The sequence below is a fragment of the Streptomyces sp. NPDC050085 genome, from assembly GCF_044460595.1.
Taxonomy (GTDB): Bacteria; Actinomycetota; Actinomycetes; order Streptomycetales; family Streptomycetaceae; genus Streptomyces.
Genome location: NZ_JBITJZ010000004.1, coordinates 674,726 through 696,276 on the forward strand (window position 1 = coordinate 674,726; position 21,551 = coordinate 696,276).

The 21,551-nt window shown below is 72.6% G+C and carries 20 protein-coding genes; 7 read left to right on the forward strand and 13 right to left on the reverse strand.

What is annotated here, in order from left to right; all coding sequences use genetic code 11:
• Positions 1-119: 119 nt before the first annotated feature.
• Entirely contained in the window at positions 120-1,067 is a 948-nt protein-coding gene (locus ACIBUY_RS19280) for a LysR family transcriptional regulator (protein WP_365577912.1), read from the reverse strand.
• Between the two features lie 181 nt (positions 1,068-1,248).
• Here ACIBUY_RS19280 and ACIBUY_RS19285 point away from each other — a divergent pair, with 181 nt between their 5' ends.
• Together ACIBUY_RS19285 and ACIBUY_RS19290 are read left to right on the forward strand one after the other, a co-directional pair.
• Positions 1,249-2,190, forward strand: coding sequence for a zinc-binding dehydrogenase (locus ACIBUY_RS19285; protein WP_399153130.1), 942 nt, complete (start codon positions 1,249-1,251; stop codon positions 2,188-2,190).
• Positions 2,191-2,207: 17 nt separating this feature from the next.
• Positions 2,208-3,254, forward strand: a complete 1,047-nt coding sequence (locus ACIBUY_RS19290; RefSeq protein WP_399153131.1) for an alpha/beta hydrolase family protein — start codon at positions 2,208-2,210, stop codon at positions 3,252-3,254.
• Positions 3,255-3,346: 92 nt separating this feature from the next.
• Here the strand turns inward: ACIBUY_RS19290 and ACIBUY_RS19295 are convergent, their stop codons facing one another.
• Together ACIBUY_RS19295 and ACIBUY_RS19300 are read right to left on the reverse strand one after the other, a co-directional pair.
• Positions 3,347-3,664, reverse strand: a complete 318-nt coding sequence (locus tag ACIBUY_RS19295) for a hypothetical protein (protein ID WP_365577822.1) — start codon at positions 3,662-3,664, stop codon at positions 3,347-3,349.
• Positions 3,665-3,734: 70 nt separating this feature from the next.
• Positions 3,735-4,748 carry a LysR family transcriptional regulator gene (locus ACIBUY_RS19300; RefSeq protein ID WP_399153132.1) on the reverse strand — a complete coding sequence of 338 codons (1,014 nt, stop codon included), beginning with the start codon at positions 4,746-4,748 and terminating at the stop codon, positions 3,735-3,737.
• A 118-nt stretch (positions 4,749-4,866) separates the two neighbouring features.
• Between ACIBUY_RS19300 and ACIBUY_RS19305 the strand changes: the two genes are divergently transcribed.
• Entirely contained in the window at positions 4,867-6,270 is a 1,404-nt protein-coding gene (locus ACIBUY_RS19305) for an MFS transporter (protein WP_399153133.1), read from the forward strand.
• Between the two features lie 151 nt (positions 6,271-6,421).
• Here the strand turns inward: ACIBUY_RS19305 and ACIBUY_RS19310 are convergent, their stop codons facing one another.
• The 4 genes from ACIBUY_RS19310 to ACIBUY_RS19325 form a co-directional block, all read right to left on the reverse strand.
• Positions 6,422-7,414, reverse strand: a complete 993-nt coding sequence (locus tag ACIBUY_RS19310; protein ID WP_365577253.1) for a malate dehydrogenase — start codon at positions 7,412-7,414, stop codon at positions 6,422-6,424.
• Between the two features lie 267 nt (positions 7,415-7,681).
• On the reverse strand, positions 7,682-8,710 hold the full coding sequence (locus ACIBUY_RS19315; RefSeq protein ID WP_365577251.1) for an XRE family transcriptional regulator: 1,029 nt from the start codon (positions 8,708-8,710) through the stop codon (positions 7,682-7,684).
• 325 nt (positions 8,711-9,035) lie between these two features.
• A complete protein-coding gene (locus tag ACIBUY_RS19320) occupies positions 9,036-9,452 on the reverse strand; it encodes a DUF3017 domain-containing protein (RefSeq protein ID WP_365577249.1) in 417 nt (138 codons plus the stop codon).
• Entirely contained in the window at positions 9,442-10,302 is an 861-nt protein-coding gene (locus ACIBUY_RS19325; RefSeq protein ID WP_399153134.1) for a bifunctional methylenetetrahydrofolate dehydrogenase/methenyltetrahydrofolate cyclohydrolase, read from the reverse strand. Before ACIBUY_RS19325 ends, ACIBUY_RS19320 begins: the two co-directional genes overlap by 11 nt.
• Positions 10,303-10,451: 149 nt before the next feature.
• Here ACIBUY_RS19325 and ACIBUY_RS19330 point away from each other — a divergent pair, with 149 nt between their 5' ends.
• On the forward strand, positions 10,452-11,120 hold the full coding sequence (locus ACIBUY_RS19330) for an RDD family protein (RefSeq protein WP_365577246.1): 669 nt from the start codon (positions 10,452-10,454) through the stop codon (positions 11,118-11,120).
• Positions 11,121-11,127: 7 nt separating this feature from the next.
• Entirely contained in the window at positions 11,128-11,559 is a 432-nt protein-coding gene (locus ACIBUY_RS19335; protein ID WP_399153135.1) for a DUF3592 domain-containing protein, read from the forward strand.
• Positions 11,560-11,616: 57 nt separating this feature from the next.
• Here ACIBUY_RS19335 and purH read toward each other — a convergent pair whose 3' ends face one another.
• The gene (purH, locus tag ACIBUY_RS19340; protein WP_365577242.1) at positions 11,617-13,191 is read right to left on the reverse strand and encodes a bifunctional phosphoribosylaminoimidazolecarboxamide formyltransferase/IMP cyclohydrolase; all 1,575 of its coding nucleotides are present in this window, start codon (positions 13,189-13,191) and stop codon (positions 11,617-11,619) included.
• On the reverse strand, positions 13,188-13,808 hold the full coding sequence (purN, locus tag ACIBUY_RS19345) for a phosphoribosylglycinamide formyltransferase (RefSeq protein WP_365577240.1): 621 nt from the start codon (positions 13,806-13,808) through the stop codon (positions 13,188-13,190). The genes purH and purN overlap by 4 nt, the downstream gene beginning before the upstream one ends.
• Positions 13,809-14,110: 302 nt before the next feature.
• Between purN and ACIBUY_RS19350 the strand changes: the two genes are divergently transcribed.
• Positions 14,111-14,956: a hypothetical protein gene (locus tag ACIBUY_RS19350; protein ID WP_399153136.1), complete on the forward strand. Its 846-nt coding sequence runs from the start codon at positions 14,111-14,113 to the stop codon at positions 14,954-14,956.
• A 34-nt stretch (positions 14,957-14,990) separates the two neighbouring features.
• On the opposite strand, the gene ACIBUY_RS19355 is transcribed toward ACIBUY_RS19350, so the two are convergent.
• Positions 14,991-16,493 carry a DUF6350 family protein gene (locus ACIBUY_RS19355; RefSeq protein WP_399153191.1) on the reverse strand — a complete coding sequence of 501 codons (1,503 nt, stop codon included), beginning with the start codon at positions 16,491-16,493 and terminating at the stop codon, positions 14,991-14,993.
• Positions 16,494-16,615: 122 nt separating this feature from the next.
• Here ACIBUY_RS19355 and ACIBUY_RS19360 point away from each other — a divergent pair, with 122 nt between their 5' ends.
• Positions 16,616-17,842, forward strand: coding sequence for a helix-turn-helix domain-containing protein (locus ACIBUY_RS19360; protein ID WP_399153137.1), 1,227 nt, complete (start codon positions 16,616-16,618; stop codon positions 17,840-17,842).
• 65 nt (positions 17,843-17,907) lie between these two features.
• On the opposite strand, the gene sucD is transcribed toward ACIBUY_RS19360, so the two are convergent.
• The 3 genes from sucD to ACIBUY_RS19375 all read right to left on the reverse strand — a co-directional run bounded on the left by sucD (position 17,908) and on the right by ACIBUY_RS19375 (position 21,483).
• On the reverse strand, positions 17,908-18,789 hold the full coding sequence (sucD, locus tag ACIBUY_RS19365) for a succinate--CoA ligase subunit alpha (RefSeq protein ID WP_365577234.1): 882 nt from the start codon (positions 18,787-18,789) through the stop codon (positions 17,908-17,910).
• A 21-nt stretch (positions 18,790-18,810) separates the two neighbouring features.
• Positions 18,811-20,004, reverse strand: a complete 1,194-nt coding sequence (sucC, locus tag ACIBUY_RS19370; protein WP_365577232.1) for an ADP-forming succinate--CoA ligase subunit beta — start codon at positions 20,002-20,004, stop codon at positions 18,811-18,813.
• Between the two features lie 423 nt (positions 20,005-20,427).
• The gene (locus ACIBUY_RS19375; protein WP_399153138.1) at positions 20,428-21,483 is read right to left on the reverse strand and encodes a hypothetical protein; all 1,056 of its coding nucleotides are present in this window, start codon (positions 21,481-21,483) and stop codon (positions 20,428-20,430) included.
• Positions 21,484-21,551: the final 68 nt, after the last annotated feature.

Sequence of the window (21,551 nt, forward strand, 5' to 3'; positions counted from 1 at the left end):
TCGGCGGTTCCACGGTGACGTCGGAAGCCCCTGCCCTCAGGTGGGGAAAGCATGCGTGATCAGGGCCGGGAAGTGCGCTGCGTCACGTGCGCACCACCCGCCGCGCCTTCGACGAGGGCTCAGGGACGATCGGTGTCCGGCAGCCAGTCGCGCGCCGGGTCGTAGTCGAGCCAGCGCCGCGCACCCGCCAACTGACCGCAGGCACGAAGGAGTTCGGTGATGCCCGGGTGTTCGCGACCGGCAGGCCACACCAGTGACCAGGCGTACAGCGGGGTCGGGTCGACCAGTGGCACGACGCGCAGCCCCGGATCGTCGGGAAGGGGCACATCGGCCGGGAAGAGGGTGAATTGCCCCGGCTCGTCCCTGAGATGGGCGAGGAAGGACTCCAGGCCCAGGTTCGGGCCGCCCGCGCGTCGCTCGATGCCGAAGCGGTCCGCGAACCGGGTGAGGAAGTCGAGCCGTACGGTCTCCGCCGGGTAGCGCAGCACGGAGCCGCGCAGCCGGTCCGGGCTGAGCGCGTCGGCGCCGGCCAGCGGATGGCGGGCGCTGAGCACCGCGTCGACGGGCTCGAGCCGGACCAGGCGCCGCACCAGGGCGCTGTCGCCACTGTCACGGTCGGGCAGCGCGTGCACCCGCCCGAACCCGGCGTCCACCTCGCCGCGCATCAGCGCATCCGCCACGGACGGATAGTCGCGCCCGGCCCCCGGTTCGGCGTCCAGGCCGGGGGCGGACTCGATCATGGTGGCGACGGTGCGCATGGGCGCGTACAGATGTCCCCATACGTCGATGCGCAGCGGTCGCGGCGGAGCACCGCGCACGGCGTCGACCGCGGCCCGGCCCGCGTCGAGGACCCGCCGCGCGGGTTCGAGGAACAGTCCGCCGTCACCGGTGAGCGCGACCCCGCGCGCGCCGCGGTCGAAGAGCCGCACGCCGAGAGCGGACTCCAGGCGGGCGACCCGCTTGGACAGCGCCTGCTGGGTGATGCCGAGCCGGGCGGCGGCCCGCCCGAAGTGCTGCTCGTCGGCGACGGCGGCGAAGGCACGCACCTGCGCGAGGTCGAGGTCCAGGTCGATGCCAGGGTCGATGCCAGGGTCGATGCCAGGGTCGATGCCGGGGTCGATGCCGACGTCGAGATCAGCGTCCAGATCAGCGGGCTCCATGACCGTCACCCTAGAAAACAACCATCGGTTGTCACACCCGGTGCCCAGTTGTTGGACCCCTCCACCCCGCGGCCGGTGCACTGTGGGCATGCGAGCTTACGTACCCACGGGCAAGGCCCACACCGGACAGTCCCCCATCGAACCGCACGTCGTCCTCGCCGAGCTGCCGCAGCCGCGGCTGCGGCCGGACGAGGCGCTGATCAAGGTCGAGGCCTACTCGGTGAACCGGGGCGAGACCTTCAAGTTGGAGGAACCAGGGGCCAGTTGGCGACCCGGAAAGGACGTCGCGGGACTCGTCGTGCAGCAGGCCGCGGACGGCAGCGGGCCCGAGGCGGGGCGCCGCGTCGTGGGGCATCCGATGGGCGCGGGCTGGGCGGAGTACGCGGCGGTGCCGACCTCCGCCCTCGCCGAACTGCCCGACGCGGTCTCCTCGCCACAGGCCGCCGCGCTGCCCCTGGCGGGTCTCACCGCTCTGCGCCTGCTGCGCGCCGCGGGCCCGGTCGGCGGCCGCCGGATCCTGCTGACCGGCGCGTCGGGCGGGGTGGGCCACTACGTCACCGAGCTCGCCGCCGCCGCGGGCGCCGACCTCACCGCGGTGACCTCCTCGCCCGAACGCGGCGCACGCCTGCGGGAGTTGGGCGCCGCGACGGTCGTGCACGACGTCGCCGACGCGAGCGGCCCGTACGACCTGGTCCTCGAGTCGACGGGCGGTTCCGCACTCCCGGTGGCCCTGTCGCGGCTGCGCCGCGGCGGCACCCTCATCTGGTTCGGGCAGGCCAGCCGCACCCCGGTCACCCTCGACTTCTTCGACTTCTTCAAGGGCCCCGAGTCGGCGACCCTGCGCCACTTCCACTACATGGACTTCCCCGAGTCGTACGCCGACGACCTCGCGGCCCTCGTCCGGCTCGTCGCCACGGGGCGGCTGCACCCGGAACTCGGCCGCGTCACCGACTGGGCGGACACCGCCGACACCCTCGTCGACCTGCGCGAACGCCGCATCCGCGGCAACGCGGTCCTGACCGTTTCCTGACCCTCCGGAGCACCTTCATGACGACCTCCTTCCTCCAACTCCCCGGAATCCTCCCGGACTTCATCGCCCAGAACCGCTCCCGGACGTACGGTGCGGGCCTCGACCCGTTCGCGTACGAGCGCGTCACGGGCCCGCTCACCGCCCTGAAGGAGTGGCCAACGGCCTTCATCCGCGAGGGACTTGAGCGCACGGCCGTCGCCGAGAAGTGCGCGGCCGACGGTGCGGACCGCTCCGCCGGTGAGGCGTACCGCCGGGCTGCCTGCTGGTTCCACTGCGCCGTCCTGCTCCCCCACCCCGATCGCGCCCTGGCCGCGGACGCCGCCGCGCGGGCCGACGCCGCGATGGGCCGCGCGCTCGCGCTCCTCGAACCGGGCGCGGTACGCATCGAGGACGCGTCGTACGCGGGCTGGCTGCGCGGCGCCGAGCGCGGGGCACGGGCGGTGGTCGTCGTGGTGCCCGGCCTGGACTCGTCCAAGGAGGAGTTCCACGACGTGACCGAGGCGCTGCTTGCCCGCGGCTGTGCCGTGTTCACGATGGACGGCCCGGGCCAGGGCGTCCGGGCCGCCACGACCACGGTCACCGCGGACTACGACAAGGTCATGGCCCGGGTCGTCGACGCGCTGCACGCCCGCCTCGGCCCGGTCCCGGTCGGCGTCGTCGGCCTCAGCCTCGGCGGCTACTACGCGGCGTGGAGCGCGGCCCACGAGCCGCGGATCCGCGCGGCCGCCACGGTGAGCGGGCCGTACCGGATCACCGGGTGGGACGACACGGTGCCGTTCGTCCGGGAGACGCTGACGCAGCGGGCCGGGTCGGAGCGGGCCGCACGCGACTTCCTGACCCGGGTCGACCTGCGCCCGGTGGCCCGGCACATCGAGGTGCCGCTGCTCGTGGTCGACGGGGCGGACGACGTGATCCCGGGGGTGGAGAACGGGGAGCGGCTCGCGGCGCAGGCGCCGGGCGGCACGTACTGGTCGGTGCCGGGCGGCGATCATCTGCTGGGCAACGTAAGGGAGTTGTGGCTGCCGGGGCTCACCGACTGGATGGCGACGCGACTCGGGGCCTGAGCCCACCCGCCGCGACGAGGCCGCGTCGCAACGAAGCCCCGCCGTTACGAAGCCCCGTCGCTACGAAGCCCCGTCGCTACGAAGCCCCGTCGCTACGAAGCCGCGTCCTTCGCCAGCCGCACCGCCGCGTACAGGCTCAGGCTCGGTTCCGCCGCGCGCAGCGCCCTGATCGCCTGGACCGAGTCGGCCGGGCCCTCGTGCCCCGCGTCATCGAGCCGGTCCCGCACCCAGCGGCCGCGCACCTCGGCGTCGCTCGCGTCGGCCGCCTCCGCGACGAGCGCGGCGGCCCGCTCGAGTCCGGGCCGTTCCGCGTCGCTCGCGTCCTGAAGCGCGGCGTGCACGGCCGCGGCGATCCGGTCGGCGTCCCGCAGGACCAGGACGTTCAGCTCGCGCTTCGCTTTGATGATCATGACTCCATGGTGCCGGACGGCTTCCGTGCCCCGCCGCCGAGTTGAGCATCCTCAGAGCTTGCCGCCGCACTCAGACCGACGCCGAGGACGGCGCGCCCGCCATGATCTCCCGTACGCACCCGCGCACCCACGCATGCGCCGGATCCGCGTCGTGCCGGGGATGCCAGGCCAGGCCGATGTCGAGCGGCGGCAGATCGAGCGGCACCGGGAACGTGACCAGGCCGAGCGCGTCCGTCATCGGCCGGCACCAGCCGCCCACCAGGCCGATCAGATCCGTGTCCCGTACGAAGAACAGCGACGCGGGGAACGAGCCGACGCTGCCCACCACCCGCCGCCGCAGCCCGAGTTCGGCCAGCGCCTCGTCCACCGGACCCCGCAGCCGGCCCCGCCGCGACACGGTGAGGTGCTCCGCGGCCTCCGCGAACCGACGCGCCGTCAACTTCCCTTCCAGCAACGGATGTCCGGCCCGGACGACCCCCAGCATCCGGTCCACGTACAGCGACTCGACCCGCACCTCGGGCGCGGCCGAGTCGATGACGCCGACCTCCAGATCCGCCGTGCCCTCGCGCAGCACCGGCGCGTCGAGATGGCTCTCGCCGAGGAACCGGATCCTGATCCCGGGCGCCTCGGCCAGCGCCCGCTTCAGCAGCGGCGGCCCGAGCAGCGCGGCCAGCGAGTCCTGCCCGTGCACGGTGAACGTCCGCGTCACCGACCGCAGATCCTCCTCCCCGCGCGCCGCGAACAGCGCCCGCGCCCGCTCCACCACCGCCCCGACCTCGGCCCGTACCGACAGCGCGTACGGCGTCGGCACCATCTGCCGTCCGGCGCGCACCAGGACCGGGTCGCCCAGCGCCTTGCGGATCCGGCCCAGGGTGCGGCTCATCGCGGGCTCGGACAGATGCAGCCTGCGGGCGGCACCGCGCACGCTCTGCTCCTCGAGCAGCACGTCGAGGGAGACGAGCAGATTCAGATCGAGCCCGACGGCCGAGGGCTCGGCAGGCAAGGGCTCGACGGGCGAGGGCTCGGCAGGCAAGGACTCGACGGGCGAGGGCTCGGCGGGCGAGGCTTTCGCGGATTGCTCCATACGCAATTATCACCTGCATAAGTTGCACTGGAAAGCAGATCACTCCGGGCCTACGTTGAAGAGGCACCCCACAGAAGGGGGCACCCCACACCACCACGCCGAGCTCCCGGGAGGAGCCATGTCCGCGCCTGCCCAGACGACGTCGCCGCCCGTGCCGAGCGACACCCCGCCCTCCGCGTCCGCGCTCAAGCGCACCACCCTGCTCGCCGTCTGCGCCTGCGTCATGATCGCGCAGAGCATGGTCGCGGCGATCAACTTGCTGATACCGCAGCTGAGTTCGTCGTCCCTGCACCCGTCGTCGAGCCAGGTCCTGTGGACGGTCGACGCGTACGTCATCGCGTTCGCGGGCCTGCTGATCCCGGCGGGCGCGGCGGCCGACCGGTACGGACGCAAGGGCGCCCTGCTCACCGGCCTCGCGCTGTTCGCCGCGGGCGCCGCGACCAGCGCGCTCGCCGCCACCCCCGCCGTCCTCATCGCGGGCCGCGCCGTCTGTGGCACCGGGGCCGCGCTGATCACCCCGGCGACCATGTCGATCCTGGTCCACCTGGCCGGGACCCCGATGCGCCGCGCCCAGGCCATGGCCGCCTGGACCCTGGCGATCGGCGTCGGCGGCGCGCTCGGCAACCTCGGCGGCGGTCTGGCCGGTCAGTTCCTCACCTGGCGTGCCCTGTTCTGGGCGATGGTCCCGCTCACCGCACTGCTCGCCCTCGCGGTCGCGTACGCCGTCCCGCGCACGGACCGCTCCGCGCGGGGCAACCCCGACCCCCTCGGCACCCTCCTGATCACCGCGGCCCTGGTGGCACTGCTCTTCGGCATCATCGAAGGCCCCTCCTACGGCTGGACGTCCGCCCGCATCCTGAGCGCCTTCGCCCTCGGCGTGCTGCTCGCGGCCGCGTTCACCCGGCACGCCCTGCGCGCGAAGGCCCCGCTCTTCGACCCCCGCGTCTTCCGCTCCGCTCGGCTGCGGGCGGCGACGCTCGGGACGGCCGCCGGGTTCTTCGGCCTGTTCTCGCTCTTCTTCGTCAACTCGCAGTACCTGCAGGACATCAAGGGGTACGGGCCCGCCCTGACCGGCCTCGCGATCATCCCGGTCACCGTCGGCATGGCCCTGGCGCCGAGGCTCGCCGCGCGCCGGCAGGCGACGCCACGGCCGGTCGTCACGATCGGGCTCGCGCTGATCGGCCTCGGCCTGCTGGGGACCTCGACGGCGGGGCCCGACACCCCGTACGGCATCTACGTGATCTGGCTCCTGGTCATCTCCTTCGGCACCGGCACGTGCATGCCCGCCCTGACGATGGGCGTGCTGAACTCGCTCCCCGCGCACCAGGCCGGCCTCGGCTCGGGCCTCGGCACGGCGTCGCGGGAGCTGGGGGCGGCGTTGGGGGTGGCCGTCACCGGAACGGTGCTCGCGTCTGCCGGGCGGGACTTCTCCTCGGGCATGTCGTCCGCTCTGGCCGTCGTGGGATCAGTACTGCTGCTCGCGACGGTGGCGGTCAGTCTTGGCTATCGGGGTCGCGCCTGACCGTCTGCCGGGTTGCTGATTCGTCGGCGGCCGACGGCTGGTGGGAACTGCGCGAGAAGCCCCACGGACCCGCACTCGCCCACACGCACAAACCGCCCACGGCGAGTCGCAATGACCCGCCGTGGGCGGCAGCAGTTATCGGGGCCGAGGGCTAGATGAGCCCGAGGCCGCGCACCGCCTCGCGCTCCTCCGCCAGCTCCGCGACGGACGCGTCGATGCGGGCCCGCGAGAACTCGTTGATGTCCAGGCCCTGGACGATCTCGTACTTGCCGTCCTTCGTGGTGACCGGGAAGGACGAGATGAGGCCCTCGGGGACACCGTAGGAGCCGTCCGACGGGATGCCCATGGAGGTCCAGTCGCCCTCGGCCGTGCCGTTGACCCAGGTGTACACGTGGTCGATCGCCGCGTTGGCCGCGGAGGCCGCCGAGGACGCGCCCCGGGCCTCGATGATCGCGGCGCCGCGCTTGGCGACGGTCGGGATGAAGTCCTCGGCCAGCCACTTCTCGTCGCCGCCGATGGCGTCGATGGCCGGCTTGCCCGCGACGGACGCCTGGAAGATGTCCGGGTACTGCGTGGCGGAGTGGTTGCCCCAGATCGTCAGGCGCTTGATGTCGGCGACCGTCGAACCCGTCTTCTTCGCGAGCTGCGTCAGCGCACGGTTGTGGTCGAGGCGCGTCATGGCGGTGAAGCGCTCGGCCGGTACGTCCGGGGCCGCGGCCTGGGCGATGAGGGCGTTGGTGTTGGCCGGGTTGCCGACGACGAGGACCTTGATGTCGTCCGCGGCGTTGTCGTTGATGGCCTTGCCCTGCGGCTTGAAGATGCCGCCGTTGGCGGAGAGCAGGTCGCCGCGCTCCATGCCCTTGGTGCGCGGGCGGGCGCCCACGAGGAGGGCGACGTTGGCACCGTCGAACGCGACGTTCGGGTCGTCGGTGATGTCGATGCCCTGGAGGAGCGGGAACGCGCAGTCGTCCAGCTCCATCGCGGTGCCCTCGGCGGCCTTCAGGGCCGGGGTGATCTCCAGGAGGCGCAGCTTGACCGGCACGTCCGCGCCGAGCAGCTGGCCGGAGGCGATGCGGAAGAGCAGTGCGTAGCCGATCTGGCCGGCGGCGCCGGTGACGGTGACGTTCACGGGAGTGCGGGTCATGGCGTTCTCCGTATGACAGCAGGTCTTTTGATCGATCTCTCTACATCAAGAGATCCGCTCGTCAGGCTATCGCGCCCCGCACCCACCGGACCCACGGGTTCGTGTGGCTCACCCCACAGAGCGCCCCGCAGTGCCCCCGCCCGAACGTGGGGCGGCCGCCGGCCTCGGGAGAGAGGGACCGGCGGCCGCCGTGGGGGTGCCACTTTTCGTGACCGCTCCCGTGGGGGTACTGCTGCGCCTTCCCCGAAGGAGCGCCCCCATGCACAGCTACGGGGTGCAGCCGCTCGTACCGGCGGCGAGCGTCGCGCAGGCCTTGGCCTCGGTGGCCGACGAGACGGCCACCATCGGGGTGTACGCGTCCGTGTCCGCGTCGCCGACCAGGCCCTTCTTCGACGACTTGGTGCCTGCGGTGAGCTGCACGCTGTCGCCGGGGGCCGCGCCCTGGATGCGCGCCCACGCCGCCTTGCACGTCTTGCTGTAGCGGACCTCGACGGTGGCCGTGCCGACGGCGGTCCTGGCGGGGCTGTCGGCGAGGTCACCGCCGCAGCCCATGGCCTCCGGGTCCTTGCCGGTGCAGCCGGATCCCACGCACTGGACACCCGCGGGCAGTCGGGGCGCGCTGGTGGTCGGTGACGGCGTCGGCGTCGCGTCGGCGTCCTTGCCCTTGTCGCCGCCGTTGGTCAGGACGTAGGCGATGAGCACGACGATGGCGGCGCCGAGCACTCCGGCGAGGAACATGACCGCCCGGCGCTTGCCCCCGCCGCCGCCCTGCGCACCGGACTTGGGCGCGGGCGCGGCGGGCTGCACGGGCGGACCGAACTGGTCCACGCGCGGCGGCTGCCCCTGCGGCGGCACGGTCGGCGAGACGCCCGCGGGCCCCGCGACACCGGTGACCCGGGGCGCGGGCGCGGCCGTCGCGCTCCCGTTCCTGCTGCTGCCCGGCGCGGTCGGGCCGCCGAACTCCCCCAGCGCTGCCCGCGCCTGGGAGATCCGTATCGCCTCCATGGTCATGTCGTGGCGCATCTCGGAGCGGCTCCAGGCGCGCTCCGCGAGCTCCCACATCGTGGTCAGATGCGTGGGATTGGTGCCCGTCACCTCGGCGAGCGCCACGATGGCGCCCTTGGGTGCGAGCAGCCGGCCGTTCAGATACCTCTCCCACGAGGTCTTGCTGTACCCGGTGCGGTCCGCCAGAGCGGCGATCCCGAGCCCGCTGCGGTCCACCAGCCTGCGCAACTGGCTGGCGAACTCCTTGACCTGCGGGTCGAGTTCGTCCGGTAGCGCCCTCCAACGAGGCATTGCCTTCCCCCTATTCCCCCCATACGTACCTGTATCCCCCCGCGCCGCGCCGTGGCCTCGGCCCCCCACTGGCTACCCAATGGGATGCGAGTAGCCAGGATGTCAGTTCCCCGGGCGGGGGCGCACGGGGGCATTCGACAGCGTTCGACAGCGCGGCGTGCCCCCTCGCACGCCGCCAGGCCCGGGACGTCCGGAACAGTCCGGATTTTCCAGGCTATGCGCGCTGTCCACCGTCGTGCGACAAAATCCCCGAACCTGCCCAGAGATCGCCACACAAGGAGGCGGGGCCTCCAACTCGAAGGCCCCGCACCTCACTTGAGATCACTCACCGCACAGTGAAGTGCAAGGTGTCCTGGAGGAAGGGGATCTTCAGCCAGGGTGACGGCTGCGCCATCAACGCGAGCAGCACGATGGCGAGGCCGAGGATCCCGTACGTGACCATGTCCGTGAAGCGGGAGCGCACGGCGAGCATGCCGACGCCCGGCAGCACCCACCGCATCACGGCCCCGCCGAGCAGCGCCACCCCCACCAGGATGCAGCCGACCCGGAACTGGTCGAAGGCCGTGAGCAGCAACCCCACGCCGGTCAGCACGAGCACCGCGATCAGCGGCCACTGGCGGGCGGGCGCCGGGGCGTCACCGGGCGCCGCGCGGCCGCCGCCCTCGGGGCGTGCGGTGTCCCGCGTCCACAGCGGGAAGCGCCGCCCCTGCTTCTTCCCTCCCCGGGAGGCGTCAGCGAACACCGGCGTTCCGTTCGGCGGCCTCGACCACGTTGACCAGGAGCTGGGCGCGGGTCATGGGGCCCACACCGCCCGGGTTCGGGGAGATCCAGCCGGCGACCTCGGTGACGCCGGGGTGCACGTCGCCGACGATCTTGCCGGTCTCGTCGCGCGAGACACCGACGTCGAGGACGGCCGCGCCGGGCTTCACGTCCTCGGGCTTGATCAGGTGCGGCACACCGGCGGCGGCCACGATGATGTCGGCCCGCTTGAGGTGCGCGGCCAGGTCACGGGTGCCGGTGTGGCACTGGGTGACCGTCGCGTTCTCCGAGCGGCGGGTGAGCAGCAGCGGCATCGGGCGGCCGATGGTCACGCCGCGGCCGACGACGACGACCTCGGCGCCGGCGATCTCCACTCCGTACCGGCGAAGGAGCGTGATGATGCCGTACGGGGTGCAGGGCAGCGGCGCCGGCTCGTTCAGGACGAGACGGCCCAGGTTCATCGGGTGGAGTCCGTCCGCGTCCTTGTCCGGGTCCATCAGCTCGAGGATGCGGTTCTCGTCGATGCCCTTGGGCAGCGGCAGCTGGACGATGTACCCGGTGCAGGCCTGGTCCTCGTTCAGCTCGCGGACGACGGCCTCGATCTCCTCCTGCGTGGCCGTGGCGGGCAGCTCGCGCTGGATGGAGGCGATGCCCACCTGGGCGCAGTCGCGGTGCTTTCCTGCCACGTACTTCTGGCTGCCGGGGTCCTCGCCGACGAGGACGGTACCGAGGCCGGGCGTGACCCCCTTCTCCTTCAGGGCCGCCACGCGGGCGGTCAGATCGGACTTGATCGCGGCTGCGGTGGCCTTGCCATCGAGAATCTGGGCGGTCATGGTGCCCATTGTTTCAGGGCCGCCCTGGTTCACCCAAGTTGCACTTGCACAACAGCGGGTACGCCCCTCTGGACAGGGCCCAACAGCCTGAGAAGCATGATCGACGCCGTCCCCCTCACCGTCCTCACCGTCCCCGAAGGAAACCCGCCATGAGTTACGGCGATCCGAACAATCCCTACGGCCAGCAGCCGCCGCAGCAGCCGAACCCGTACGGCCAGCAGGCCCCGCAGGGCGTCCCGCCGCAGGGCTACGGCTACCCGCAGCAGCCGGGCATGCCGTACGGCGCCCATCCGCAGCAGCCGATGGGGATGCCGGGGGTGCCGCCGCTCGCCTCGATGGGGCGGCGGTTCGCCGCGCGGCTCATCGACGGCGTGGTGATCAGCGTCGTGTACGGGATCGTGATGGGCCCGAAGCTCGTGGACCTCGTCCGGGCCATGGTCGACTGCGATCCCGACGCCTCCGACTCCGTGTTCAACGCCTGCGTGGACCACGCCCAGTCGGACTTCTACTCCGGGTTCTGGCCGCTCATGCTCATCCTGTGGGTCGTCGTCGCCCTCTACGAGACGCTGATGATCGGCTTCGTCGGCGCCACGCTCGGCAAACTCGCCCTGGGACTGCGCGCGTTGAAGGCGGAGACCGGCGAGAAGCCCGGCATCGGCGGCGGCTTCCTGCGCTGGGTCATCCCGACGGTCGGCACGTTCGCCTGCGGCATCGGCACCTGGGTCGTCTACCTCTCCCCGCTGTGGGACAAGTCGGGCCGCAAGCAGGGCTGGCACGACAAGGTGGCGGGCACCGTCGTGGTGCAGGTGAAGGGCTGACGCCCTCGTGGCGGTGTTCGTCGTGGTCCTGATCGTCTGGGGCGTCTTCTACGCGGCGTGCGGCGCGGGCGTGGTCCTCGGCCTCGTCCCGCGCTCCCGGCGCGAACGCCGCCTGCGCCGCCACGGCCAGAGCATCGACGCGGTGTGCCGCGGCCACCTCCAGCCGGTCGACGCGGGCCGCCCGCCGCGCCTGCGGTGCGCCTTCCGGCCGCCGTCGATCAGCACCGGGGAGTACGAGGTCGTCGTCGAGTCCGGCGCACACCTTCCGCAGGTCGGCGACGCCGTCCGGATCGTGTACGACCCCGAGGACCTTCAGGTGGCGGTGCTCGCGGAGCGCGTCACGTCCGCGGCGTTCGGCCGCCGCGACCTCATCGCGCTCGCGATGGTGACCGTCCTGTACGCCGCGCTCGGCGGCTGTCTCGCCGCGATCTCCGGCTGAACGGCGAGGGCCCACCGGTCGGTCGACCGGCGGGCCCTCGCCACGTACGAGCACGGCTCAGTGGAAGAAGTGCCGCGTCCCCGTGAAGTACATCGTCACGCCCGCCTTCTTGGCGGCCTCGACGACCTGCTCGTCACGGATCGAACCGCCGGGCTGCACGATCGCCTTCACACCGGCGTCGATCAGGATCTGCGGCCCGTCCGGGAACGGGAAGAACGCGTCGGAGGCGGCGTACGAACCGCGCGCCCGCTCCTCGCCCGCCCGCTCGACGGCGAGCTTGCAGGAGTCGACGCGGTTGACCTGGCCCATGCCGACGCCGACGGAGGCGCCGTCCTTGGCGAGCAGGATGGCGTTGGACTTCACGGCCCGGCACGCCTTCCACGCGAAGGCCAGCTCGTCCAACTCGCCCTGGGAGAGCGCGTCCCCGGTCGCGAGGGTCCAGCTGGACGGGTCGTCGCCGTCGGCCTGGAGGCGGTCGGTGACCTGGAGGAGCGCGCCGCCGTCGATCTGCTTGGTCTCGACGCGGGCCGACGGCCCGTTCGGGGCGCGCAGCACGCGGATGTTCTTCTTCTTGGTGAGGGCCTCGAGGGCGCCGTCCTCGTAGTCGGGCGCGACGATGACCTCGGTGAAGATGTCGGCGACCTGCTCCGCCATCTCCTTGGTGACCGGACGGTTGACCGCGATCACGCCGCCGTACGCGGAGACCGGGTCACAGGCGTGGGCCTTGCGGTGGGCCGTGGCGACGTCCGAGGCGACGGCGATGCCGCACGGGTTGGCGTGCTTGATGATCGCGACGCAGGGGTCCTCGTGGTCGTACGCGGCACGGCGCGCGGCGTCCGTGTCCGTGAAGTTGTTGTACGACATCTCCTTGCCGTGCAGCTGCTCGGCCTCGGCGAGGCCGCCCGTGCCGTCGACGTACAGCGCGGCGCCCTGGTGCGGGTTCTCGCCGTAACGCAGCACGTTCTTGCGCGCGTACGTGGCACCCAGGAAGTCGGGGTGACCGCTGTCGTCGGCGGCGGCGTAGTCATCGGCGAACCAGGAGGCGACGGCCACGTCGTACGCGGCGGTGTGCTGGAACGCCTCCGCGGCGAGGCGCTTGCGCGTGGTGAGGTCGAAGCCGCCGTCCTTCACCGCGGCGAGGACATCGGCGTACCGCTCGGGGCTGGTGACGACCGCGACCGAGGGGTGGTTCTTGGCGGCGGCGCGGACCATGGACGGGCCGCCGATGTCGATCTGCTCGACGCACTCGTCGGGGGTGGCGCCCGAGGCGACGGTCTCCCGGAACGGGTAGAGGTTCACGACGACGAGCTCGAACGGCTTCACGCCGAGGTCGGCGAGCTGCTTCTGGTGGTCCTCCAGGCGCAGGTCGGCGAGGATGCCCGCGTGCACCTTGGGGTGAAGGGTCTTCACGCGCCCGTCGAGGCACTCCGGGAACCCGGTGACTTCCTCGACCTTGGTGACCGGCACCCCGGCCGCGGCGATCTTCGCGGCGGTCGAACCGGTCGACACCAGCTCGACGCCCGCCTCGTGGAGCCCGCGCGCGAGCTCCTCCAGACCGGTCTTGTCGTAGACGCTGACCAGCGCCCGTCGCAGGGGCCGCTTGTTGCTTCCGGCGGTGTTTTCCGCGGTCACGGGATGACTACCTTTCGTCCCTCAATGCTGAAGCCGTTACGGGCGAGCCGCCCCACGACATCGACGAGCAGCGTGCGCTCGACTTCCTTGATGCGCTCGTGCAGAGCGCTCTCGTCGTCCTCATCACGGATCTCGACCACGCCCTGGGCGATGATCGGTCCGGTGTCGACGCCGTCGTCGACGAAGTGGACGGTGCATCCGGTGACCTTGGCGCCGTACGCGAGTGCGTCCCGCACACCGTGCGCACCGGGAAAACTGGGCAGCAGGGCCGGGTGCGTGTTCACGACCCGGCCGCCGAAGCGGGCCAGGAACTCCTTGCCCACGATCTTCATGAAGCCCGCGGACACCACCAGGTCCGGCGCGTACGCGGCCGTCGCGTCGGCGAGCGCCCGGTCCCAGTCCTCGCGCGCGGCGTGGTCCTTGACCCGGCACACGAAGGTGGGGAGCCCGGCGCGCTCGGCGCGCTCCAGGCCCGCGATGCCGTCGCGGTCCGCGCCGACGGCGACGATCTCCGCTCCGTACGCGTCCGTCCCCCGGGCCTCGATGGCATCCAGCAGAGCCTGCAGATTCGTACCTGATCCGGAGACCAGCACGACGAGGCGCTTGGCCTTGGCCACGGCGGGGCCCTTTCTCGGGAGAGCATGTCCGACGGCCGGCCTTTGTCCGTTCCTACGAAGGCTTCGCACTCCCCGATACGGGGAACCCTACGAAGCGGCCGACCGTCAGCAACGATACCGGCACACCCGACGGGCCCCATGGGACGGGTGGCGGCGCTCCAGGTAGCGTCAGCGAAGCGGAACGCTGAGCGACGACCGAGCGTTGACGTAAAGAACGAACCAAGCCGCAAGAACGAACCAAGCCGCGCGTGACACACGGAAGGCGGCTTGTGACCGACGACCTAGGGGAAGACGCACACCTGATGCCGGACCGAAGCCTTCGCCTCACGCTGCCCGCCGGCGCCGTCCTGCCGCGCGAAGGCCGACCCACGTCGCCGTCTCCGTCTCCGTCGCCGACCGGGCCGACCGGGCCGTCCAAGGAGGCCGACGGATCCACGCCCGCACCCGCCGGGGACGACAATCCCTTCGCCCCGCCGCCGGAGGACGCGCCGGACCGCCCCTGGCAGCCGCGCCGCCCCGAGGGCTCGGGCGACTCCGACGGCACCGGCGACGCCTCGGGCGGTGGCCCTTCGCCGTGGGGCGGCCAGTGGAGCGACCAGCAGCCGGGCCGCGCCCAGGGCGGCCGGTTCGGCGAGCGCCCGGGCAGCGGGGGCGGCGGACAGGGCGGACCCGAGGGGCAGGGCGGGCCCGGCGGACCCGGCCCCGGTTCCGGCATGCGCTGGGACCCGACGGACCCGGCCCAGCGCCGCGCCCGCTTCGCGCTCCTCGCGGGCATGTGGGGCTTCTTCTTCGTCCTGTTCGGTGTGCCGTCCGTGGCGCTGCTGCTCGGTGCGCTCGCCCTGTACTGGGGCATCAGCGCGCTGCGCACCAAGCCCCGCAAGCGCAATCCGGACGAGCCCGTCGCGCCTGCCACGCCCACCGCGCCCGCCGCGCCCGCCGTCCAGGAATCGTCGCGTCCGACGACGACCGCGGCGATCAGCGGCCTGGTCACGGGCGGCCTCGCCCTGGTGATGGTGGCGTCGCTGTTCACGGCGAAGCTCGTCTACAGCGACTACTTCGAGTGCCGGTCGGACGCCCTGACCAACGCGGCGCAGAAGTCCTGCGAGGACCTCCTGCCGAAGCAACTGCGTCCTCTGCTCACCAAGTAGGACGCGGCGCCTCGGGCGTCAGGCCTCGGGCACGTCAGGCCTCGGGCTGCTCCCCCGGCAGCGGCTGAGGCTGCGGCTGCGGCTGCGGCTGCGACGGCTCGGCGGATGCCTCCTTCAGCAGCGCCCAGCGCGTCTCACGGGACGACTCGTCGAAGAAGTCATAGGGCTCGAACTCGGCCGGTTCCAGGCCGGGTTCGGGCTCCGGCACGGCCGCGGACCTGCGGGGCCGCCGCGCCACCACCGACGCCGCCCACGCCGCGACGCGGGCCCGCACCGCGAACTCCCGGCCGCGCCACCAGCGCACCGCGAGCGCCGTCGGCAGCCCCACGACGCCGGTCCAGGCCGCCGCCGCCAGACCCGTCAGCCAGCCCACGGGCCCGAACGCGGCGAGTGCCGCGCCCCCGAGCGCCCCGCCCGCCGCCACCGCGAGCACGGCAAGAGCGACCCCGCACAGGGCGGCCGCCACCGCCATCGCGTAGCCGACCCGGCCCCGCGACCACTGCTCCGTCTCGCCCGCCGTGGCCACGAACCAGGCCACGGTCACCGCCGCCACCAGCGGCACCGCACCCACCGCCCAGGTCAGCGGTGACCCGGCGCCCGCCGACGGCAGTGCCGCGAGCAGCGGGAAGGCGGGCAGCAGCGGCCCGCCCGCGCTGCCGAGCGGGCCGACCGTGTGGCCGGCGCCGAGCACGACGCCGGGCCCGAGCGCGTACGCGGCGCCCCAGATCACGGCGTTCGGCACCAGTGCGAGGCAGAGCAGCAGCACCGCGAACCGCCCCGACCAGGCCTCGGTGAGCTCCAGGAACGACGCGTGGACCGCTCCCCCGTGCCAGACGAGGCCCGCGGCCACCACCAGCGCGCCGCCTGCGACCAGGGCGAGGACCCCGGCGGCCGCGGCCCGCGCGGCGACCGGCAGCACCTCGCGCAGGAACACCTCGGGCAGCACGTCCGTGCAGCGGCGCAGCACCCCGGGCAGCGGGCCCCGCGGCCGCCCGAGCGCGGTCCACACCCCGGCCCCGGCCGCCGCCACGGCGACCACGAAGAGATGGGCCGCGCAACTCACCCACGAGGGGCGCAGCTCGCCGCCGGACGCGTAGGACGCGGCGGCCGCGCCGACCAGCAGATAGCCGAGCACGGCCCCGCCCCAGACGCCCGCCGCCTCCGCCCCTTCGGTGTCCACGGTGTCCGCGGTGTCCTCGGTGGCGTCGCGCACCGCCCGGTGCAGCAGCCACACCGGCAGCACCAGCAGGAGCAGCGGGGTCAGCCCCATCGGCGCGGGCACCCCGGACAGCGTGTCCGTCCTGACGATCTCGGCGCCGTGCGCGAGCAGCCACACCGCGGCGGCCGTGTGCAGGGCGCCGCCGGGCCCGCTGTCGGGGTAGGGCGAGCTGATCCACAGGACCATCACCAGGACGGCGCACGCCCCGAGCCCGAGCCCGGCCGCGACGGCGCCGCCGAGCACTCCGGCGGCGGGCCCGGGTGCACGCTCCCGCGCGCGGGTCAGCAGCAGGGGCAACGACAGTCCACGGCCGGTCATTTGGGTCACCGGGCCATGCTCCCAACGACACGCGCTTTCGCCGCGTAACAGGCGAAGTACGGATGTGTCGCTCAAGATACGTTTATGTACTTTTTCGCGCGAAAGGGTGTGTGGAGTTCCCGATGACGCAGCGTCCTACGACCTCCCTGCCGACACCCACCGAGCGCCGCAGGATCCGAGTGGCGAAGTCGCTGACGCAGACTCAGGTCGCGGAGCGGGTCGGCGTCACGCGCGCGACGGTCCAGTCCTGGGAGACGGGCCGCACCGCTCCGCGCGGCCGCAAGCGGGAGGTCTACGCGAAGCTCCTGGCGGAGCTGGCCGCGGCGCCCACCGCTGCGGCCCCGGAGCCGAAGGCCGTGAAGGAACCCGTGAAGGAACCCGAACCGGTGGCGGCGCCGGTGGCCGCGGTATCCGTAGCCCCCGTAGCGCCCGTGGCCCTCACCAAGACGAAGGCCGCGACCGCCGTCAAGGAGCGCCCGCCGCAGGGCACCGGGGGCGACCCCGGGTCCAGCGCCGAGGCCGAGCCCGTCACCGTGCCGGAGCAGGCGCCGGGCAGAAGTCCGGCCGAGGCGTTCGACGCGCTGTACGCGTACTGCGCCCCGCACCTGGTCCGCCAGACCTATCTGCTCACCGGGCGGCGCACCCTCGCCCGGGAGTCCGTCGAGCGTGCCTTCCAGCTGGCCTGGCAGCGCTGGCCCGAGGTCGCCGTCGACCCGGACCCGGCGGGCTGGGTGCGCGCCGCGGCGTACGAGTACGCGATGTCGCCCTGGCACCGGCTGCGCCCCGCGCACCGCCAGCCGGACGCGCCGCCCGCCGACGCCGACGACCGCAAGCTCATGGACGTCCTGCTGAGCCTGCCGCCCGCCTACCGGCGCACCCTGCTGCTCTACGACGGCGTCGGGCTCGACCTGCCGGACACCGCGGCCGAGACGGAGGCCAGCACCCCGGCCGCCGCGAACCGGATCCTGCACGCCCGCGCGGCCGTCGCCGAGCAGCTGCCTGACCTGTCCGTTCCCGAGCAGTTGCAGCAGCGCCTCACCGAGCTGGCGGGGGCGGAGAAGCTCGACGCCCCGAAGCCCACGCTCGTCCGCGACGTCGGCGAGAAGCGCACCCGGTTCTGGACGCGCGCCGCGATCGCCGTCACCGTCCTGATCATCGGCGCGACCGCGCTCACGGTCCGGGTGGCCCCCACGCACTACGAGCCGGCGCCCGCGCCCGGCGCCCCGATCAGCGGGGTCCCGCCGCTGACCGGCCCGGGACGGCTGACCGAGCACGAGCGGGAGCTGCGCAAGCAGCTGCGGGACGAGCTGAGCGGCGGGCCCGAGCGCCTTGCACCGGCCGCCGAGTAGCCGGACACGCGAGTGGGCCCGCACCTTCGAAAAGGTGCGGGCCCATTCGCGTAGCGGCGTACGAACTACGAAAGCAGCTCGCGGGCCAGCTTGGCGGTCTCGGTCGGGGTCTTGCCGACCTTGACGCCCGCGGCCTCCAGGGCCTCCTTCTTCGCCTGGGCGGTGCCCGACGAACCGGAGACGATGGCGCCCGCGTGGCCCATGGTCTTGCCCTCGGGGGCGGTGAAGCCCGCGACGTAGCCGACGACCGGCTTGGTGACGTGGGCCTTGATGTAGTCGGCCGCACGCTCCTCGGCGTCGCCGCCGATCTCACCGATCATGACGATCAGGTCGGTGTCGGGGTCCGCCTCGAACGCCTCCAGGGCGTCGATGTGCGTCGTACCGATGACCGGGTCGCCACCGATGCCGACGGCGGACGAGAAGCCGAGGTCACGGAGCTCGTACATCATCTGGTACGTCAGCGTGCCGGACTTCGAGACCAGGCCGATGCGGCCCGGCTTCGTGATGTCGCCCGGGATGATGCCGGCGTTCGACTGGCCCGGCGTGATGAGGCCGGGGCAGTTCGGGCCGATGATGCGGGTCTTGTTGCCCTTCGACTGCGCGTACGCCCAGAAGGCGGCGGAGTCGTGGACGGCGATGCCCTCGGTGATCACCACGGCGAGCGGGATCTCGGCGTCGATCGCCTCGATCACGGCGGCCTTGGAGAAGGCCGGCGGGACGAAGAGGACGGACACGTTGGCGCCGGTCTTCTCCATCGCCTCGGCGACCGTGCCGAAGACGGGGATCGACGTGCCGTCGAAGTCCACGTCCGTGCCGGCCTTGCGCGGGTTCACGCCGCCGACGATGTTCGTGCCGTCACCCAGCATGAGCTTGGTGTGCTTCATGCCCGTGGCACCGGTCATGCCCTGGACGATGACCTTGCTGTCCTTGTTGAGGAAGATAGCCATGGCTGTTCTGTCCCTCGTCCCTTACTTCGCGGCCGCGAGCTCGGCGGCCTTGTCGGCCGCGCCGTCCATGGTGTCCACGCGCTGCACCAGCGGGTGGTTGGCGTCGGAGAGGATCTTGCGACCCAGCTCGGCGTTGTTGCCGTCGAGGCGGACGACGAGGGGCTTCTCGACCTTCTCGCCCTTCTCCTCGAGGAGCGCGAGCGCCTGGACGATGCCGTTGGCGACCTCGTCACAGGCGGTGATGCCGCCGAAGACGTTGACGAACACGGACTTGACGTCCGGGTCGCCGAGGATGATCTCCAGGCCGTTCGCCATGACCGCGGCGGAGGCGCCGCCGCCGATGTCGAGGAAGTTGGCCGGCTTCACGCCGCCGCCATTCGCCGATGTGTACGCCTCGCCGGCGTACGCGACGACGTCCAGGGTCGACATGACCAGACCGGCACCGTTACCGATGATGCCGACCTCGCCGTCGAGCTTGACGTAGTTGAGGCCCTTCTCCTTGGCAGCAGCCTCGAGCGGGTTGGCTGCGTCCTTGTCCTCGAGCGCCTCGTGCTCCGGCTGGCGGAAGTCGGCGTTGGCGTCCAGGGACACCTTGCCGTCGAGCGCCAGGATCCGGCCGTCCTTGGTCTTGACCAGCGGGTTCACCTCGACGAGGAGCGCGTCCTCGGCGACGAAGGTGTCCCACAGGGTGACCAGGGCCTCGGCGACGCCCTCGGCCACGTCGGCCGGGAACTTCGCCTGGGCCACGATCTCGCGGGCCTTGGCGATGTCCACGCCGTCCACGGCGTTGACCGGGACCTTCGCGAGGGCCTCGGGGGTCTTCTCCGCGACCTCCTCGATGTCCATGCCGCCCTGCACCGAGGCCATGGCCAGGAAGGTGCGGTTGGTGCGGTCGAGGAGGTACGAGACGTAGTACTCCGCCTCGATCTCCGGAGACAGCTCGGCAATCATCACCTTGTGGACCGTGTGGCCCTTGATGTCCATACCGAGGATGTCGGTGGCTCGGGCCACGGCCTCGTCGGCGTTCGCCGCCAGCTTCACGCCGCCGGCCTTGCCGCGGCCGCCGACCTTCACCTGCGCCTTGACGACGGACTTGCCGCCAAGCCGCTCGGTCGCCTCGCGGGCTGCCTCAGGCGTGTCGATGACTTCACCGGCCAGCACCGGTACACCGTGCTTGGCGAAGAGGTCCCTCGCCTGGTACTCGAACAGGTCCACGCGCGTCCGTCCCTATCAGTGATCTCGCGGTTCTGCGGTCTTCGTCTGCGTGGGCGTGCCGCGATGGGCAACGTGACTCCGCTGTCACAAGGGAGGCGTACGAGGCGTACACAGTGGCCGGTACGCGGCATGTCCGTCTCGCAGGTTATCGCCGCTCAGCGATGGCTTCTAAATCGCAGATCACACCTGAGCGGTGATACCGGTCACAGAGCGCATTCTCATGGACCGTTTTTCTCGCTGTTGTCGCGTTCTTCGCGGCCTCACCGTGCGGGGGTACGCACGGTGAGGCCACCCGAAGGACCCCGGGTGGTGCTCGGTCGGGGTCCTGGGCGGGCGGCCCGTCCCCACGGTCCGCCCGCTCGTACGCCGCGCTCTGCCCGTTCGTCCCGACGGCATTCGGCCGACCGGGCTGCGCGACGTCGGTCAGATGCCCGGCACGTAGCTGGGCGCGACGGAGGTGGCGACGCCCTGCACGCCGGTGACCGCGTTGCCCGCCAGCGGCTGCGCGTCGGCGACGACCGTGCCAGTCAGATCCTGCGCGAAGGGGGCGACCGTGCCCGTGACGCCGGCGGCGAGAGGAGCCGCCTCACCGCCGACGACGGTCTGCGCGAACGGGGCGACGTTGTCCCCGACGACCCCGCCCACGAACGGCGTGACGTCTCCGGTGACACCCCGCACCAGTCCGTGGGCGCTGCCGGTGACGCCCTGCACGACGGGGCTCACGTGGTCGACGACGGTCCGCACGACCGGCTGCACGGCGTCCACGACCCCGGCGGCGAACGGCTGGACGTCGCCCCCGGCCAGCGCCTGCGCGAACGGGACCGCCTCACCGGTGACCCCGGCCGCCAGCGGCTGCACCCGGCCGGTCACGCCCTCGGCGAAGGGCCCCACCTGCTGCCCGACGAGGCCGGTCGCGAAGGGAGCGACGTCCCCGAGCGCGCCGCCCGCGAGCACCGTCACGTCCCCGACGGCCTGGCCCGCGACGGGCAGCACGCCCTGGACGGCGGTGGCGGCGACGGGCGGCAGCACGGCGGACGCCGTCTCACCGGCGATGGGGGTGGCGGCGGCCACCTGGTTCTGAACCTGGTCCTGGACCCGGCTCTCGACCTGGCCCTGACCCTGGTCCTCGAGCTCGGGCGCGAAGGCGGAGAGCGGACCGAAGAGGTAATCGACGTCGTCCTGAGCCTTGCCGGCCTCGGCAGCCTTGCCGACGTTGACGGACTTGCCGACCTCGGCGGACTTGGCGGCGGCGTCCCGCGTCAGGTGCGACGCCGTTTCCTGTACGCGGTCCTGCACCTGGTCCTGCACGTGGTCCTGCACGTGGTCCTGTACGTCGGACACGGCGTCCGGGGTCACGTCCGGCACGGACAGCGAGTGGTGGGCGGGCAGTTCGTCGGCGCTGGCCACGGCGGAGCCGAGGGCCCAGGCGCCGCCGACGCCCGCGGCTATGACGAGGGAGCGGCGGATGTTCTTGTTCATGGGTGCGTGGTTCCTTCGAATTCTCAGGGGTGGGCAGACCTGTTCCGCCCCCGCGCGGCAGGTCACGA

Coding starts and splice junctions, on each gene's coding strand:
- ACIBUY_RS19330 (WP_365577246.1), top strand. CDS start 10,452: ATGAGTTACGGCGATCCGAACAATCCCTACGGCCAGCAGCCGCCGCAG.
- ACIBUY_RS19350 (WP_399153136.1), top strand. CDS start 14,111: ATGCCGGACCGAAGCCTTCGCCTCACGCTGCCCGCCGGCGCCGTCCTG.
- sucD (WP_365577234.1), bottom strand. CDS start 18,789: ATGGCTATCTTCCTCAACAAGGACAGCAAGGTCATCGTCCAGGGCATG.
- ACIBUY_RS19305 (WP_399153133.1), top strand. CDS start 4,867: ATGTCCGCGCCTGCCCAGACGACGTCGCCGCCCGTGCCGAGCGACACC.
- ACIBUY_RS19310 (WP_365577253.1), bottom strand. CDS start 7,414: ATGACCCGCACTCCCGTGAACGTCACCGTCACCGGCGCCGCCGGCCAG.
- ACIBUY_RS19285 (WP_399153130.1), top strand. CDS start 1,249: ATGCGAGCTTACGTACCCACGGGCAAGGCCCACACCGGACAGTCCCCC.
- ACIBUY_RS19360 (WP_399153137.1), top strand. CDS start 16,616: ATGACGCAGCGTCCTACGACCTCCCTGCCGACACCCACCGAGCGCCGC.
- ACIBUY_RS19325 (WP_399153134.1), bottom strand. CDS start 10,302: ATGACCGCCCAGATTCTCGATGGCAAGGCCACCGCAGCCGCGATCAAG.
- ACIBUY_RS19295 (WP_365577822.1), bottom strand. CDS start 3,664: ATGATCATCAAAGCGAAGCGCGAGCTGAACGTCCTGGTCCTGCGGGAC.
- ACIBUY_RS19290 (WP_399153131.1), top strand. CDS start 2,208: ATGACGACCTCCTTCCTCCAACTCCCCGGAATCCTCCCGGACTTCATC.
- ACIBUY_RS19355 (WP_399153191.1), bottom strand. CDS start 16,493: ATGACCGGCCGTGGACTGTCGTTGCCCCTGCTGCTGACCCGCGCGCGG.
- ACIBUY_RS19300 (WP_399153132.1), bottom strand. CDS start 4,748: ATGGAGCAATCCGCGAAAGCCTCGCCCGCCGAGCCCTCGCCCGTCGAG.
- ACIBUY_RS19315 (WP_365577251.1), bottom strand. CDS start 8,710: ATGCCTCGTTGGAGGGCGCTACCGGACGAACTCGACCCGCAGGTCAAG.
- ACIBUY_RS19375 (WP_399153138.1), bottom strand. CDS start 21,483: ATGAACAAGAACATCCGCCGCTCCCTCGTCATAGCCGCGGGCGTCGGC.